Origin of the sequence: Vibrio sp. B181a (genome assembly GCF_030248375.1) — a bacterium.
Taxonomy (GTDB): domain Bacteria; phylum Pseudomonadota; class Gammaproteobacteria; order Enterobacterales; family Vibrionaceae; genus Vibrio; species Vibrio campbellii.
The window spans coordinates 120,341-136,134 of sequence record NZ_JAHGAD010000009.1 but is presented as its reverse complement, the minus strand read 5'-3'; the positions used below and the strand labels follow the sequence as shown (position 1 = coordinate 136,134).

15 protein-coding genes are annotated in these 15,794 nt (G+C 45.0%); 10 read left to right on the top strand and 5 right to left on the bottom strand.

Annotation, left to right across the window (positions count from 1 at the left end):
- The first annotated feature begins 194 nt into the window (after positions 1-194).
- Complete coding sequence (locus KIO97_RS04435; RefSeq protein WP_285381189.1) at positions 195-1,175, top strand: rhodanese-related sulfurtransferase; 981 nt, start codon at positions 195-197, stop codon at positions 1,173-1,175.
- Between the two features lie 57 nt (positions 1,176-1,232).
- On the opposite strand, the gene KIO97_RS04430 is transcribed toward KIO97_RS04435, so the two are convergent.
- Positions 1,233-1,538 carry a DUF6482 family protein gene (locus KIO97_RS04430; protein ID WP_017818411.1) on the bottom strand — a complete coding sequence of 102 codons (306 nt, stop codon included), beginning with the start codon at positions 1,536-1,538 and terminating at the stop codon, positions 1,233-1,235.
- A 109-nt stretch (positions 1,539-1,647) separates the two neighbouring features.
- On the opposite strand from KIO97_RS04430, the gene KIO97_RS04425 reads away from it, so the two are divergent.
- The 3 genes from KIO97_RS04425 to KIO97_RS04415 all read left to right on the top strand — a co-directional run bounded on the left by KIO97_RS04425 (position 1,648) and on the right by KIO97_RS04415 (position 4,443).
- Positions 1,648-3,129 (top strand): cryptochrome/deoxyribodipyrimidine photo-lyase family protein, encoded by a 1,482-nt coding sequence (locus KIO97_RS04425; protein ID WP_285381186.1) that lies wholly within the window; start codon positions 1,648-1,650, stop codon positions 3,127-3,129.
- 79 nt (positions 3,130-3,208) lie between these two features.
- Positions 3,209-3,709, top strand: a complete 501-nt coding sequence (locus KIO97_RS04420) for a fasciclin domain-containing protein (protein WP_050906013.1) — start codon at positions 3,209-3,211, stop codon at positions 3,707-3,709.
- A gap of 44 nt (positions 3,710-3,753) precedes the next feature.
- Positions 3,754-4,443 carry a flavin reductase family protein gene (locus KIO97_RS04415; RefSeq protein WP_050906014.1) on the top strand — a complete coding sequence of 230 codons (690 nt, stop codon included), beginning with the start codon at positions 3,754-3,756 and terminating at the stop codon, positions 4,441-4,443.
- Between the two features lie 19 nt (positions 4,444-4,462).
- Here KIO97_RS04415 and KIO97_RS04410 read toward each other — a convergent pair whose 3' ends face one another.
- On the bottom strand, positions 4,463-5,335 hold the full coding sequence (locus KIO97_RS04410) for a patatin family protein (protein WP_050906015.1): 873 nt from the start codon (positions 5,333-5,335) through the stop codon (positions 4,463-4,465).
- Between the two features lie 182 nt (positions 5,336-5,517).
- Complete coding sequence (locus tag KIO97_RS04405; protein ID WP_005429307.1) at positions 5,518-6,159, bottom strand: MarC family protein; 642 nt, start codon at positions 6,157-6,159, stop codon at positions 5,518-5,520.
- A 213-nt stretch (positions 6,160-6,372) separates the two neighbouring features.
- Here KIO97_RS04405 and nfsA point away from each other — a divergent pair, with 213 nt between their 5' ends.
- Positions 6,373-7,095, top strand: a complete 723-nt coding sequence (nfsA, locus tag KIO97_RS04400; RefSeq protein WP_050906016.1) for an oxygen-insensitive NADPH nitroreductase — start codon at positions 6,373-6,375, stop codon at positions 7,093-7,095.
- A 78-nt stretch (positions 7,096-7,173) separates the two neighbouring features.
- On the opposite strand, the gene KIO97_RS04395 is transcribed toward nfsA, so the two are convergent.
- A complete protein-coding gene (locus tag KIO97_RS04395) occupies positions 7,174-8,070 on the bottom strand; it encodes a hypothetical protein (RefSeq protein WP_285381181.1) in 897 nt (298 codons plus the stop codon).
- Between the two features lie 461 nt (positions 8,071-8,531).
- Between KIO97_RS04395 and KIO97_RS04390 the strand changes: the two genes are divergently transcribed.
- The 4 genes from KIO97_RS04390 to KIO97_RS04375 all read left to right on the top strand — a co-directional run bounded on the left by KIO97_RS04390 (position 8,532) and on the right by KIO97_RS04375 (position 14,082).
- Positions 8,532-9,650 carry a polysaccharide export protein gene (locus KIO97_RS04390; RefSeq protein ID WP_285381179.1) on the top strand — a complete coding sequence of 373 codons (1,119 nt, stop codon included), beginning with the start codon at positions 8,532-8,534 and terminating at the stop codon, positions 9,648-9,650.
- Between the two features lie 104 nt (positions 9,651-9,754).
- Positions 9,755-10,195: a protein-tyrosine-phosphatase gene (locus KIO97_RS04385; protein WP_005429295.1), complete on the top strand. Its 441-nt coding sequence runs from the start codon at positions 9,755-9,757 to the stop codon at positions 10,193-10,195.
- 53 nt (positions 10,196-10,248) lie between these two features.
- Positions 10,249-12,417: a polysaccharide biosynthesis tyrosine autokinase gene (locus tag KIO97_RS04380; protein WP_050906020.1), complete on the top strand. Its 2,169-nt coding sequence runs from the start codon at positions 10,249-10,251 to the stop codon at positions 12,415-12,417.
- A 393-nt stretch (positions 12,418-12,810) separates the two neighbouring features.
- Entirely contained in the window at positions 12,811-14,082 is a 1,272-nt protein-coding gene (locus KIO97_RS04375) for a DUF1835 domain-containing protein (RefSeq protein ID WP_285381177.1), read from the top strand.
- A 17-nt stretch (positions 14,083-14,099) separates the two neighbouring features.
- On the opposite strand, the gene KIO97_RS04370 is transcribed toward KIO97_RS04375, so the two are convergent.
- A complete protein-coding gene (locus KIO97_RS04370; protein ID WP_285381175.1) occupies positions 14,100-14,696 on the bottom strand; it encodes a TetR/AcrR family transcriptional regulator in 597 nt (198 codons plus the stop codon).
- A gap of 281 nt (positions 14,697-14,977) precedes the next feature.
- On the opposite strand from KIO97_RS04370, the gene KIO97_RS04365 reads away from it, so the two are divergent.
- Positions 14,978-15,784: a TonB-dependent receptor gene (locus tag KIO97_RS04365; protein WP_285381173.1), complete on the top strand. Its 807-nt coding sequence runs from the start codon at positions 14,978-14,980 to the stop codon at positions 15,782-15,784.
- Positions 15,785-15,794: the final 10 nt, after the last annotated feature.

Here is a 15,794-nt window from a genome sequence, read left to right as displayed (position 1 = left end):
TAACTTGAACACCCACAAAGAATTTAGGGTGATTCAATCCAATAACCCTCAATAGCACGGTGCTGTATTGATGGAAGAAATATCCGCATAGTTTGTCCGTATTTCCGACTAAATTACTCAGGTATACTCCGAGCCGCTAAAATTGTTAGGTATCGAGTCGTCGAACCATCGACCTTTTAAAGTAAGGAATAATCATGAGTCAGTATGTTGTCTGCGCCCTGTATAAATTTGTGGAACTGGAAAACTACCAAGAGTTACGCGAGCCATTGCTTGCCCTAATGGAAGCCCACGGTGTACATGGAACGTTGCTACTGGCGAGTGAAGGTATTAACGGTACGGTTGCAGCGACACGCGAAGGTATTGATACACTGCTTGCATGGCTAAATGCCGAGCCTCGCCTTACTGGTATTGTTTACAAAGAGTCGTACTCAGATACTCAGCCGTTTAACCGCACCAAAGTAAAGCTAAAGAAAGAGATCGTGACATTGGGCGTTGAAGGCATCGATCCTCGCCATGTCGTTGGCACCTACGTGAAGCCGCAAGATTGGAACGATCTGATTGCTGATCCAGAAGTATTTGTGGTTGATACTCGTAATGACTATGAAATTGAGATCGGAACATTTAAAGGTGCAGTTAACCCAAATACGGACACGTTCCGCGAATTTCCTGACTATGTAAAACAAAACATGGACCCAGAGAAACACAAAAAAGTTGCGATGTTCTGTACTGGTGGCATTCGCTGTGAAAAGTCGACCGCTTACATGAAAGAGCAGGGCTTTGATGAGGTGTACCACTTAGAAGGCGGCATTCTGAAATACCTAGAAGAAGTACCAGAAGAAGAAAGCTTGTGGGAAGGCGACTGCTACGTATTCGACGGTCGCGTTGCGGTTAACCACCAGCTGGAAAAAGCAGATTACGACTTGTGTAACGCTTGCCGACTGCCAATCACAGAAGAAGACAAACAATCGGAACAGTTTGAGCAAGGCGTAAGTTGCCCGAAATGTTTTGGTAAACACAGTGACGAGCAAGTAGCGCGCTTCCGCGAGCGTGAAAAACAAGTGTCGTTAGCAGCGATTCGTGGCGAACAACACGTCGGTGGTGAGAGTGCCAAACAACGTCAGCAACGACGCGCAGAAAAACTGGCGAAGAAAGACGCTCAGCGTAAACAAGCGTAATTAGTAAGGTGCGAGCTAACAAACCTAGCTCGCACTTTCTCCCCTTTCAATATAATTTCAATAGAGCTCGTTGTCTTTCAGCAACACTTCCAGCTCGTTAGTACCACTCCTACTTGGCTGCCCAACCATTTCATCATAGGCACTTTGCTGGCGAAGCACCTGTTTGTTCGCTTTCAAATTACGACACTGTTTTTGCAACTCCAGTATCGAATGCGCCCTTAAAAACTTCCCTTTGTCATCTGTGACAAAGTGCTCTTCTCCATCGACAAATACTGAAACCTGATACAAAGCGAGATCGAGAGAGTGGATGACAAGCTTGTCGATATAGAAAAATTTTTCCAGTTTACTGAGTGGCATAGACATAAAGCACCTCCTTGCTCCGTGCCTCTACGTCAGCTGCAATAAAATCGATCACCGAGTGAGAAATTTGCCTCTCTCATGCGTAGAAATCGGAAAACCAGTGAGGGCTCCGATGCACACAATCAACTTAGTATGGCTAAAACGCGACTTACGCCTGACCGACCACCTCCCTTTGCAGCATGCTCTATCTTCTGAGAATCCAACAGTGCTGCTCTATATTTTTGAGCCCATGCTGCTGGATGACCCACATTACTCCGAACGTCATTGGCGCTTTGTTTGGCAATCAATTCAAGACATGAACGCACAGCTTGCCCAACATGATCAAAAAGTCTCAGTAATGTTTGGCAATGCTCGGGATTGTTTGAGTGCGATTCAAAACCAATTCAGCATCAATGCCGTTTTCTCCCATCAAGAAATTGGATTGAATTGTACGTTTGAGCGAGACAAACAAGTATCAGCATGGCTTCAAGCACAAGGCATTCTATGGCATGAGTTTGAACATGGCGCAGTTGTGCGAGGCGCAAAAGATCGATTCGGCTGGGACAAACATTGGGATACCGTTATGCGATCTCCGATAGAAGAGGTTGAGCTTGAAGGCGCTTCTCTTATTACCCTCGATGTCGAAGCGCTTGGTTTCACCTTTACTCCTCCCCCTTCTTGGTTAGAAAAAGTAAAAGGCATGCAAACTGGCGGGAGCTCACTCGCTTGGCAAACATTGGAAGACTTTTTTCAACGCCGAGGACGAGATTACTACCGAAGTATTTCTAGCCCGACTGCATCTCGGACAGCCTGTACTCGCCTCTCTCCCTATCTTGCATGGGGTAATATTTCGCTTCGAGAAGTGTATCAGTACCTCTTGCAACATTGGCAAGTGACGGGGTTTCGTCGCAGCCTAATTGCGTTGTCTTCAAGGCTTCATTGGCATTGTCATTTTATGCAGAAATTTGAATCTGAATGTGAGATGGAATTTCGCTGTGTGAACCAAGCCTATGACCCTTTGCTTCGCCAAGCGAGCAACAACGACCCAATCCGACTAGATGCTTGGAAGGAGGGAAACACTGGCATACCTCTCGTCGATGCCTGTATGCGCTGCCTTCATCACACCGGATACATCAACTTTCGCATGCGTGCGATGTTAGTGAGCTTTTTAACACATCATATGAACATGGACTGGCGCGATGGCGTAACTCATCTAGCGCAGCTATTTCTCGACTTTGAGCCAGGTATCCATTATCCACAATTTCAAATGCAGGCTGGCGTGACTGGCACCAATACCATCCGTATCTACAATCCGACGAAACAAGCACAAGAACACGATACAGATGGTGAATTCATTCATAAATGGATTCCGGAGCTCGCTAAGGTACCCACCCCACTGTTATTTGAACCTTGGAAAATGACCGCAATGGAAGTCGTAATGTACCAATTAGAACCGGATTCAAAATACCTCGCTCCAACAATCGATTTAGAAGCGAGTGCGAAAGCAGCAAGAGAACGATTGTGGGCTTGGCGAAAACGTGTCGACGTAAAAATGGAAGGCACACGCATTTTAGCTCAACACGTCCGCCCTTCTAATAAAAAGAAAGCCAGTTGATCGCCAAGAAAAAGGCGTGCGTACAAACAGGGACTTTATCAGGGAGAGAGCAGTACCCAAACAACAAAAGGAACGCATTATGTTGAAACGTATCTTGGTTACGACCACGGTTTTGTTCGCCACCCTAACTTTTTTACTGCCAGCGAAAGCACATGAACATGGAATGATGAAAGAAGACATCGTTGATGTGGCTGCAGCAAATGGCTCGTTCAATACGTTGGTCGCTGCAGTCAAAGCCGCAGGCTTAGTGGATACGCTGAAAGGTAAAGGTCCATTCACTGTGTTTGCTCCCACGGATGAAGCCTTTGCTAAGCTTCCAGATGGAACAGTCGAAATGCTACTCATGCCTGAGAACAAAGATAAGCTGGTTGCGATTCTCACTTACCATGTGGTTCCAGGAAAAGTGATGGCCGCAGACGTGGTTAAAATGAATAAAGCGACGACAGTCCAAGGACAAGACGTGACGATAAAAACCATGGGCGACAAAGTCATGGTAAATAACGCCACTGTCATTGCGACTGACGTTAAAGCCAAGAATGGCGTGATACATGTGATCGACACCGTCATCATGCCGAAATAGCGACATAACATGGAAGGGCGAGGTTTCTCGCCCCTTTTTAGGACATGGAAAACATCAAACTTTCAAAGCACGATATACAAACGATGGAGCAGCGCCAAAGAACTCGATTGGTCAACTCCCTTGCAGGATACAAAAGCGCGAACCTCATCGGAACAAGAGATAGGCAAGGACAAGAGAACCTGGCTATCGTAAGCTCTGTGATCCACTTAGGCTCACATCCGCCACTGTTTGGTTTTATTGTTCGTCCACGCAAAAGCCGTCGTCATACATTAGAAAACATCCTCGATACCAAGAACTTCACCATTAATGCCATCGGCGTCGATTTCGTCCAAAAAGCACATCAGACCTCCGCCCGCTATCCAAAACAGATATCTGAGTTTGAAGCGGTAGGACTTACTCCTTACTACGATGATGCGTTTCCTGCGCCATTCGTCCTGGAGAGCAATCTCAAAATGGGGTTGGTGTTGAGAGAGCACATCAAGATCGAAAGCAATCAGACAGAGATGTTGATTGGTGAAGTGTTGACGGTGCACGCACCTGAAAGAGCCATCATGCCCGATGGTTATCTCGATTTGGAACTTCTCGACTTAGTGACCATTTCCGGGCTGGATAGCTACCACGTCACTCAACGTCTGCATCGGTTAAGTTATGCCAAACCAGACTCTCGCCTATTCCCTCTAACGAGAGAAGGAGAGCCTTCATCTTGGGGAGCGCTTGAAGTCGATATGGACTAACCTCTTTAGACATCAAAAGCTAAATACAGAAGTGGCAGTTTTCTCTGTCTAAGCCGTGTTCACCGGCCCGGTTGGTAAGGTGAGCGCGCCCTGCTTCCAATCCCATTTCATATCCTTCTAGCAACACCGACTGGCGCATTGATAGACGTTGTACACTGAATTCATCCGGCGGTGCGATAGCGCGAATGTGCGTGTCTTTTGGAGGGTTACGAATGAAATCTAACGATTCATTGTAGTTCTCTGAACGGTGCAGCATTGCCTCTGCCATCTGTGGATGCTCAGCGAACAACTTCTTCATCAACCAAGGCGTTTTTACCGGCTTTTTCTCGTAGGCCAACGGGTGTGAGAGAACCACTGTTATATCACGAGCACCACGGCGGTACGCTTCTCGAACAGGAATAGAGTCCGCCACTCCCCCATCGGTATAACAACCACCAGAAAAACAAGGAGTGTGTTTGTAAGCAATAGGCAGTGCCGTCGTCGCTTCCATCGCGTTGTGAAAGTTATGGCGGTTCACACGGTAATAATCCGCCTTACCCGTATTTACGTTCGTCGTCGCCGCTAAGAAAGGGATGCCTTCAAACAGTTTCGCTTCATCGACTGGGTACAAACGATTTGATTCTTCAAACAACCATTTCACGTCGATCAAATCACCGCCTTTTAAAAAACGGGTTGGATCGAAAAAGCGTTTGCTGGTTGCTAATTTGGTAATAACGTTGATGCTACGGTGCGGGTAGTCGGTCAAATAACCGATCAAATTTGAAGCCCCTGCCGACACACCAATCGCAAAATCAAATGGTTTGTAGTCTTGTTCTAAGAATGCATCTAATACGCCGCTAGCAAAGACGCCACGCATTGCGCCACCCTCGACTACGATTGCTTTTGTTGCCATGTTTCCCCCCAATAAAGACGTTAAAAAGATTACTGAAATTCGTGCTACAGCAACAATCGGTTATTCTTATTATTGAGATAGGCGAAGTCTATGTGTTTCTTGCTTTTTAAGTGGAAACTTAGGATCAAAAAATCCACATCAACTGAATAGTCAATGTGGATTCTAAGCAGTAGAAACGGGGGTTAAGCAAAAACGGTTTTATACGCCTCTGCTGCGCCATCAATAAACATTTGGGTACCAATCACGGCTAGGATCAAACCCATCATTTTGGTGATCACATTCAATGCACTTGGACCAACGGCTTTAACCAGCTTGTCACCAAATAAAAACAGCACATAAGTGATCGCACACAATACGGCGAACGACGCAATTGTAATGATGGTTTGGTCGAACCCACCAGCAGTAGCAAAGTTCATTGCGGTCGCAATCGTACCGGGCCCAGCCAAAATAGGCATTGCTAATGGCGAAACGGCAATGCTAAGTGCAGCTCGCTCTTGCTCTGGCGAATAAGCCTTTTCCTTGGTTTTTTGATGCGTTGATTCCCCTTGAAGCATATGGAAACCAATCAAAAACACCAAGATTCCACCAGTGATACGCAGCGCGTATAACGTAATGCCGAACAAGTCGAAAATCACTTTACCTGCAACAGCAAACACAGCCACGATAACAAAGGCAATGAAAACAGAACGAAACGCAATTGATCGAACCGTTTGTTTATCTTCATCCGCCGTTAAGCTCAAAAAGATAGGGATATTGGCGATCGGGTTCATGATGGCAAAAAAGCCCATAAACACGGTGACCGTATGAAGTATCAGCTCTTTCATGTTCTCCACATTCGGTAACTTATTGATTATTAAAAATCATTATATACCCAACTTTATAAATAACGTCACTTTATGTTCGCATCATTATCCATGATTGTTATCTGTTACCCACTAGCACCAACTTGAAAGCCCTATTAGTTTACGCCCAATATAAATAGCGTTATGGTGAAGATTCAGCCAATACCAACAACAAGCTAAGGAAGTTGATTCATCATGAACCGTACGATTGAAACCATTCTCGGTCATCGCTCTATTCGTAAGTTCACCTCTGAGCCAATTGCAAGTGAGCAACTACAAACAATTCTCCAATCGGGGTTAGCTGCCTCTTCTTCGAGCATGCTGCAAGTCGTGTCGATCATTCGAGTAACAGATACAGAAAAGCGCAAACTGTTAGCGCAATACGCTGGCAATCAGACTTACGTTGAAAGTGCCGCAGAATTTTTGGTGTTTTGTATCGATTACCAGCGTCACGCCACTATCAACCCAGACGTTCAAGCCGACTTTACTGAATTGACTCTGATTGGTGCGGTGGACTCTGGAATCATGGCGCAAAACTGTTTACTTGCTGCCGAGTCTATGGGACTAGGTGGTGTATACATTGGTGGGTTAAGGAACAGCGCTGCACAAGTAGATGAACTGCTCGGTTTACCTAAAAATACCGCCATTCTGTTTGGTATGTGCTTGGGTCACCCAGATCAAAGTCCAGAAACAAAACCACGTCTGCCAGCACATGTGATTGTTCATGAGAACCAATACCATGCACTTAACGTTGAAGATATACAAGCCTACGATAAAACCATGCAAGAATACTACGCAAGCCGTACAAGTAATCAAAAACAGAGTGCATGGTCACAAGAAACAGCCGGAAAGCTAGCAGGAGAGTCTCGTCCTCACATCCTGCCTTATTTGAATAGCAAGGGGTTGGCTAAACGCTAATGATATAGTTCGCTAATCAACTGAAAGATCAAAAAAGGCCTCGCATGAGGCCTTTAGGTTCAATTGGTTTACTGACGATTAGTTACCGCCTGAACCGCCTGAACCTGTTGGTGGATCTACAGGGTCAATAGGTTCACCGACTTCTGGTTCTGGAATTGTTGGTACGTCAGGTTTGATCTCGTCTGTTGGTGTGCCAGCATCGATAGCATCTTGTACATCGCCAACAACTTTCTGAGTATCTTCAGCTGGAATAGTTACGTAGATAACTTCACCCGTTTCACTCTTAGGGTAATCAGGGTTTGCTGCGATTACTTCTTCTGTGATCGCTTTTGCTGCTACTGAAATAGATTCAGGAGAAGCTTCTGGGTTAGCTTTGATAACATCAGAAACAACGTTCGCAGTTGCGATTAGCTGTGTCGCAATAGTAGACGCGCCTTCATCCTCTTGCGCTTGCAGGTCTTGAACAACTTGTTCTGTGTTCAGTAGAAGCTCATCCACAGAAACACCGATTGCGTTGATATCGATACCAAGATCTGAGAACACTTTCTCAGCAACTTCTGGAGAGTACACTTCACCATCTTCAAGGGAAGAAGCGATTAGCGTCGTAAACGGAGAACCCGTTACTAGACCATCGACCTGCGCTAGACCTTGAGGAATAGTGTATTCTGTTGTGATTGGCTTACCGTTAGAGGAGTCGCGGCTTGTCTCTGTTGGACTTAGTACAAATTCACACTCGTGAGGTGCTGTTACTACATCAACATGACTAATACGAGCTTGACCAACCATACCTTTATAGTTTGTCGTTAACTCATCCGCTTCACCAGTTAATTCGCCACAGGTGTATGACACCTTCATGTCAATAACAGCTGGATCGTAAGCCTGAACTGAATAAGTTTTCACTACAGGGTCGCTGTCACTGCCACAGCCAGCCAGTAGCACCGCCGCCACACTTGCCGTTAAAAGTTTGATTTTCAAAATTAGCTCCAATATTTTTTTGTTATATCCGACCGCAACAGAAAGCATAACGGCAGTTGCATATGCTGTAAATAGGATGCATAGAACTTTGGTATGAGTTTTTTCACATTAATAATTGTTCACATGTGCAAAATAGCGCATTTTTGCCTTTAACTTGAGATAGCCCCATTTTTGTCAGGTATTTGTCAGTATTTTTTAAGGTTCTGGTTGCCTTCATTGCAACAAGATGGATAATAGTTGTCTATTTTTTGATGGGCAGAAATGCAACCTTCATAAATAAAAATGAGGACTCTGAATCGTTAAATGCGTTTTTAGAGCATTTATTACATAAATAATACTGAATGGAATCGTTTTAATCAGGCTAAGAACGATGAGATAAGCGCCATTTATAGGCAGCACCCTCATCATTCAAGAGTGAACCAATTTCAGTCGGCAAATTTTCTTTCGGTAGCTAGAAACCAATGAATACATTTAACAAATTTTTGGGGATAACGTTTCTTCCAATCGTTCTAGCTGGGTGTACCGTACCCGGCAGCCACCTTTCCACTAGTGACAAGACGGTAATGACTACCGAAGCAGCAGACATTGAGTCTCAAGTCACCGTTTATCCCCTTACGTTAGATCGCGTCGGTTCTTTAAATTCAGCGGAGCCATTTTCTCAGCCAAACCCAAAGCTCGATGTTGAAATCGCTAAGTACGAGTACGTTGTTGGGCCTGGTGACATTCTAAACATTACTATTTGGGACCATCCAGAGCTTACCATTCCTGCGGGCTCTTACCGTAGTTCCGCTGAAGCGGGTAACTGGGTGCACGCAGACGGAACCATCTTCTATCCATATATTGGTATTGTCCATGTCGAAGGAAAGAACGTTCGTCAAATCCGTACCGACATCGCCCAGCGCCTCGCAAAATACATCGAAAGCCCTCAAGTTGATGTCAGCGTTGCAGCCTTCCGTTCGAAAAAGACTTATGTAACGGGAGAAGTCAACAAACCAGGTCAACAAGCCATCACTAATATCCCACTAACTCTTCTAGACGCCGTTAACCGTGCTGGCGGTTTAGCACAAGACGCGGATTGGCGTAACGCAACACTGACACGAGACGGAACCGTTCAGAATGTTTCGCTATATGCACTGATGCAGCAGGGCGACCTTACTCAGAACCGCTTGCTGCAGTCAGGAGATATTGTTCACGTGCCGCGCAACGATGCACAAAAAGTATTTGTTATGGGTGAAGTTAACGACCCTAAACTGCTTAAAATCGATCGTGCAGGCATGAGCCTAACTGAGGCATTGAGCAACGTGGGCGGCATCAGTCAAATTTCTGCAGACGCGACAGGTGTATTTGTCATTAGACGTTCAAAAGAAGAGTCTAAGATGGCTGACATCTATCAACTTGATGTATCAGATGCATCTGCCCTCGTGATTGGTACTGAGTTTGATTTAAATCCTTATGACATCGTTTATGTCACCGCTGCACCAATCAGCCGTTGGAACCGAGTTATTGCTCAGCTAGTACCAACCATCTCAGGCTTCAACGAATTAACCGAAGGCGCTCTACGTATTCGTAATTGGCCATAATGTAATGTGCTTTCTAGGAGGAGCATAATTGCTCCTCCTAATTGCATCACTTTTAAGCAACGAGCCTAGCTTTGTAGACCCGTTCACTTAAAAAGGAAAAGACTTTGTTTTCTAACATTTTAGTGGTTTGTGTCGGCAATATATGTCGCTCCCCAACTGGCGAACGACTTTTACAGTCACTGTTACCAAACAAAAAAGTTGCATCTGCAGGTATTGCTGTCGAAAAGAGCCACCTTACAGGTAAACCCGCTGACGACATGGCAAGTACCGTAGCACTAGAACACGATATCAGCTTAGAGGGACACAGTGCTCAGCAACTGACACCCGAATTATGCGCTAAATATGATTTGATTTTAGTGATGGAGAAAGGCCACCAAGAAGCCTTAACTAAGATCGCTCCAGAAGCTCGTGGCAAAACTATGTTGTTCGGTCAATGGATTGGTGGAAAGAACATTCCAGATCCACACCGTCAGAGCAGAGAAGCATTCGACCATGCTTACGCACTGATAGAAGAAGCTGCGCACGCTTGGACAAAAAAACTATAAGCCGCAAGGCTCATTTTCAAACGCCTATGGCAGGTATTTAAGAAGTTAATGTAATGACAACACAAACTATTAAGCAATCACGTCAAGTCGACGATGAAATCGATTTGGGAAAGTTGTTTGGAATCATCCTGGATGCCAAATGGCTTATTTTATGTACCGTTTTCCTATTCTCAGTAATAGGCATCGCTGTTGCCATTCTCTCAACCCCCATTTATAAAGCTGACGCGCTTATCCAAATTGAGAAGAAAAGCTCAGGTGGTATTTCGGCCATGGTTGGTGATATGGGCGAATTGTTCTCAGCCGAATCATCCGCAACGACTGAAATTGAAATCATCAAGTCACGCATGATCCTTGGTGATACCGTTGATAAATTCAACCTAACCACCGTCGTTACACCAAACTACATGCCATTGATTGGTAAAGGCCTTGCTCGTCTGCAAGGAGAACAAAACAGCCTTTCTGTATCTCGCTTCAACATCCCATCATATGCACTTGGCATCCCACACACGCTAGAAGTGATCGACTCAGAACAAAAAACGTTCAAACTGCTTCAAGATGATGGCCGCGTGGTTTTGGAAGGTAAAGTCGGCGAGTTGATCGACAAAGACGGTTACCAATTCATGGCAAATGAAATGTTTGCCCAAGATGGCGCAACCTTTACGGTAAGCAAAATCAGTAAGCTAGATGCAATTAACCAGCTTCAACAAAACCTGTCCATCAGTGAACGAGGAAAGCAAACTGGCATTATTTCTTTAAGCTTCTCTGGTGAAGATCGCGCTCGTATCCAAGCAATTTTGAATGACATTAGCCAAAATTACTTCTTGCAGAACGTTCAACGTAACTCTGCTGAAGCAGAGCAAAGCCTAGAATTTCTCAAGGGTCATCTGCCTGACATCAAGGTCAAACTCACTGCTTCTGAAGATATCTTGAACCGTTTCCGTCAAGAGAACGAATCTATTGACCTTGGCCTAGAAGCCCAGTCAACGCTTAAGGTTATGGTTGAACTTGAAGCACAATTGAATGAACTGACTTTCAAAGAAAGTGAAATCAGCCAACGCTTTACTCAAGATCACCCTGCGTACAAGTCACTACTTGATAAGCGTCAAACACTTCTAAAAGAGAAAGAGCGCCTAAACAAACAAGTTCAAAAACTGCCTAAGACACAACGTGAAGTACTGCGTATGACACGTGACGTTGAAGTAAACCAACAAATTTACATCCAGCTTCTAAACAAAGTTCAAGAGCTGAACATTATCAAAGCAGGAACGGTTGGTAATGTACGTATCTTAGACAGTGCGCAGTCATTCTCTAAACCTATTAAACCTAAGAAAGCGTTGATTGTTGTATTAGCGACGCTACTTGGTGGCATGGTTGGTGTTGCATTTGTGCTTATCCGTGCAGCTTTCCATCGTGGAGTAGAAACACCTGATCAAATCGAACAATTGGGCATGCCAGTATACGCGAGTGTACCTAAGTCTATTCAGCAACTTGAATTCGCAAGCAAACTAAAACGCAACAAAGGTAAGGGCAATAAGGAACTCGTGCTACTTGCAGAAGCAAACCCTGCCGACCTATCTATTGAAGCGCTTAGAAGCCTGCGTACAAGCCTGCATTTTGCGATGATGGAAGCGAAGAATAATATCCTGATGATTTCAGGTCCGGCGCCATCTATCGGTAAAACTTTCGTTTCTACCAACTTTGCGGCAGTGGCAGCAAAAACGGGTCAGAAAGTACTGCTTATCGATGCGGATATGCGTAAAGGCTATCTACAGCAATGTTTCGGTCTTTGTTGGGATGACGGTCTATCAGATCACCTAAGCGGTAAAGTAGAGTCACAACAAATCATCAAATCGACCTCTATCGAAAACCTAGATGTGGTTACTCGTGGCCAAGTGCCACCAAACCCTTCTGAGCTGTTGATGCACCCACGCTTCAAAAACTTCATCGACGCGATGTCTAATGAGTACGATTTAGTTATCATCGATACTCCACCTGTACTAGCGGTGACCGACCCTAGCATTGTTGGTGCGCTTGCGGGCACAACATTGATGGTCGCTCGCTTTGACCAAACGACATTGAAAGAGATTGAAGTTGCCCAAGGCCGATTTGAACAATCGGGCGTAGAGGTAAAAGGTGTGATTCTGAACGCGGTTGAGAAGAAAGCATCTAACTCTTACGGATATGGCTACGGTTACTACAACTACAGCTATAAAAGTGAGTAACACCTAACAACAAATGACAAAGCCCCGCCATGATCGCGGGGCTTTTTGTTACTGCTTCATTTGCCCAGAAATGTAAAGCCCCGCCAGGTCTCACAAGAAAACATCTGATAAACAGCATCAAATTGAAAAGTAGAAGTTAAAAAGCCCTGCTTATCGAATAAAAGCGTACGAGTTAAGTCATTATTTTGTGACACGATTCTCTGGCAACTTATTGCATGCTAAGACATAAGCGCCTACTATCAATGAGCTCAAGCCTAAAGCACCCAACACTCGCGGAAAGAACTCGGTTCATGGCAACTCAACTTCCCTGCTTTCGTTAGCAGGAACAATCTGTTTTTACCTTCTTTTAAACTTCTAATAAGGCGAGTGTGGAAGAGATAAGAAAGGTGAAAAATGCAATCTCACAATAGCTTCTCTATTAATCTTAACCAGCAAAAGACTGTCGCGAAAAAGCGTCTAAAAACGATCCGCCAAAATGATGCCAACGCACTTGAGCAGGTTAGACTGTTTCATTCCCAACCAGAAAACCTTACGCCAGAGTCTATCCAACTTGCAGATGTTCAACACGCCCTAGCTAGAGAGCTTGGCTTACCCAGTTGGAGCAAGTTAAAAGCACATGTTGAAGAGCTAGAAAGTCACAAACTCGCCATCAACAATCAAGAAAACCCGCTGGATATAGAATTAAGAACACTGCATGTCCGTTGTGGGCACGACATTCAGCAACAATTAAAGACATGTGGGTTTAAAGGTGACTTCTTACCTATGATTGATCCGTTGTGCATCGGCCCCATTCCAAACGATGAAAAGGCTTTTATCGCAATCCGTGCACAATATGTCGTTGATACGTTATTACCCGTGATGGGACGAAAAGACTCGGTGCAAGACATCGCCCAATTAGAGCAGAGCAACATCAATACCCTGCTTGATGAGCAGTATGAGCGCATCGTGTTTTGGATTGAACATGATGCCTACGATCAGTTCATGCTACTTCGAGGGCTATCTCTGCTAGATAACACCGAAGGTAAAGTCATTGAGATCATCGAGTTCAACCAGTTTCCGGGAACCGAGCGGTTTATTGGCTTTGGGCAACTTCCTGCAGAGGTGATTCGATCGTGTTGGCAGTATCGAAAGCCTGTGACGGCCAAGTTATTCAGCCAAGCTAAACTCTGCTGGAATGCCTTACTCTCTCCAACACCCCAGCCACTCGTTAACTTGCTAGAGCATCATAAACTGGATTGTTTACCGAACATCAAGGCAGTCATCACTCGACACCTTCAAGAACTGCCACACTCAGAGTCAGGGTTGAGCTTCACCCAACATTTGGCTTTGCAGATATTGAACGAGCAAAGCGCACCAATTTCCGTGAAAGAATGGTTTCAGAAGAGCCAACAACGAGAACCACTTCCTACTCTCGGTGACGTGATGTTTTATGCTTTGATGTTGCCACTGGCACAAGCAGACAATCCACTGATCACTGTTGATTCATTGGATAAGAATTGGTGGGAGCAAGAAGTCAGTATAAGCTCGCGAGGCAAAGCTTGTTTGATTGGGAAAGGCGCTTTCATTCAGGATTACTGGAGCGGAGGGATCCACAACCACGCACAAAACCGCTGGATATGGAATCACACCCAGCTTTCTACCTTATGCCACTTGTCTATTAATTAGATGAGAGTGATGACAAGCTAGTAACGGTAGCCATCTAGAAACAGCGTAAGGATATCTTCGACGATGTTCTTACGCTGCTCGACGCTTGGCACCGCTTGATTGGCAACCAACTGAGGCCACAAGCAGTTTCCTTTTAACAAGCACATCAGCATGCTGCTCATCATTACTGGGTCAAGCGCTTTAACCTTGTTATCTGCAATAGCCTCTGTAAACCAATTCTCCAGCAATTCGTCTTGGCGTTGAAGTTGATGCAAATAGTTCTCTGCCAATTCTGGTGTACGCATAAACTCACTGATCACCATTTTAGCCAGTGGTAGGCCAAAGTCTTCATACATCGAATCTAATTTGGCGTGCAAATAAGTTCTAAGCTGAGTTTCGACATCAATGTCTGATGTGTACTTAAGCTGTAAACGCGCACGCTGAGTTTCGAGCACAGTTTGAATAGACTCGATAAACAACACGTCTTTGCTTTCAAAATGGCGATACAAGGTGCGCTTTGATGTCCCTGCTCTTTCACACACCCTGTCCATATTGGCGCCGCTAAAGCCATGCTCAATAAACTCCTGTTGAGCCGCTTCAATCAGCGCTAAGCGTTTTTTTTCTGACAGTTTCATCGCTCTAGATTCACCAACCTCATGTAAGTGGACGCAGAGTATAGCGCACAATAATCAAAAGTATACTTTGAAGTTTACTTTTTTAATTTTAGGAGTAAGATGCGCTCGCCGAAGTTAAGATCCTAAGAAAAATATCAAAATAGAATCACTCTTAACTCACGCTGTGGCGCTTTGTCTGTCAGATAAAGCTGTGATTTTTCCGTGACACAAACTCCAGAGTCGATGCCCTTATTACAAGGCCCCTGGTGTTGTTGTGATCGTCACGTTTAATGAAGTAACTTATGAAATTACGCTCCTTGCTCGTTGCCGTTTCCTGCCTCCTTACTGGTACGGCAAACGCTGATTCGATTTCTCTGCCAATCTGGAAAGATAAAGCAGAAGCACTCGGTTATGACTTACCAAAGCCCTTTGGCGTCAACCTGAGCTACATGAGTATGGAACAAGGCATCAACGTCGACTCCATTTCTCTGAGTGGATTACATGGCTTAGAAAAACTATTAAAAATGGAAGCCAGCGGGGGGAAACAAGCCAGCGATGTCATGACACTTCGTGGTGACGTTTGGTTGTTCCCATTCTTAAATGTGTATGGCTTAGTGGGCACGCTAGATGGCTATTCAGAAACCAATGTCAAAGTCAGCCTGCTTGGCAAGCAGTTGGGCGAATTCCCTTTTCGTCTCGATCTCGATGGTTACACCTATGGTGGTGGCTTCGTATTAGCGGGAGGCTACGATCAATTCTTCGCTCTTGTTGATGCAAGTTACACTCAAACGAATTTGAATGTCATTGATGGTGCGATTGATGCCATTGTGGTCTCTCCACGCGTCGGTTATGACTTCCATAAAAACGGCATCCCTTTGCGTTTCTGGGTTGGCGCCATGTACCAAAACGTTGAGCAGGAACTGTCTGGCACTTTAAAGCAAGCCGGCATTAACCTGTCAGGCCGCTTTGATGTGAAACAGCACTTGGAGTCTGAGTGGAACACCATCGCGGGTATGCAATATCAAATCAATGAAGATTGGTATCTTTTGGGCGAAGCGGGCTTTGGTGATCGCGAAAGCATCTTCTTCTCTTTAGACCGCCGTTTCTAAGGCAAAGATA

Bases quoted from the DNA above. Each gene is read 5' to 3' on its own strand.
- KIO97_RS04435 (WP_285381189.1), top strand. From the start codon at position 195: ATGAGTCAGTATGTTGTCTGCGCCCTGTATAAATTTGTGGAACTGGAA.
- KIO97_RS04430 (WP_017818411.1), bottom strand. From the start codon at position 1,538: ATGTCTATGCCACTCAGTAAACTGGAAAAATTTTTCTATATCGACAAG.
- KIO97_RS04425 (WP_285381186.1), top strand. From the start codon at position 1,648: ATGCACACAATCAACTTAGTATGGCTAAAACGCGACTTACGCCTGACC.
- KIO97_RS04420 (WP_050906013.1), top strand. From the start codon at position 3,209: ATGTTGAAACGTATCTTGGTTACGACCACGGTTTTGTTCGCCACCCTA.
- KIO97_RS04415 (WP_050906014.1), top strand. From the start codon at position 3,754: ATGGAAAACATCAAACTTTCAAAGCACGATATACAAACGATGGAGCAG.
- KIO97_RS04410 (WP_050906015.1), bottom strand. From the start codon at position 5,335: ATGGCAACAAAAGCAATCGTAGTCGAGGGTGGCGCAATGCGTGGCGTC.
- KIO97_RS04405 (WP_005429307.1), bottom strand. From the start codon at position 6,159: ATGAAAGAGCTGATACTTCATACGGTCACCGTGTTTATGGGCTTTTTT.
- nfsA (WP_050906016.1), top strand. From the start codon at position 6,373: ATGAACCGTACGATTGAAACCATTCTCGGTCATCGCTCTATTCGTAAG.
- KIO97_RS04390 (WP_285381179.1), top strand. From the start codon at position 8,532: ATGAATACATTTAACAAATTTTTGGGGATAACGTTTCTTCCAATCGTT.
- KIO97_RS04380 (WP_050906020.1), top strand. From the start codon at position 10,249: ATGACAACACAAACTATTAAGCAATCACGTCAAGTCGACGATGAAATC.
- KIO97_RS04375 (WP_285381177.1), top strand. From the start codon at position 12,811: ATGCAATCTCACAATAGCTTCTCTATTAATCTTAACCAGCAAAAGACT.
- KIO97_RS04370 (WP_285381175.1), bottom strand. From the start codon at position 14,696: ATGAAACTGTCAGAAAAAAAACGCTTAGCGCTGATTGAAGCGGCTCAA.
- KIO97_RS04365 (WP_285381173.1), top strand. From the start codon at position 14,978: ATGAAATTACGCTCCTTGCTCGTTGCCGTTTCCTGCCTCCTTACTGGT.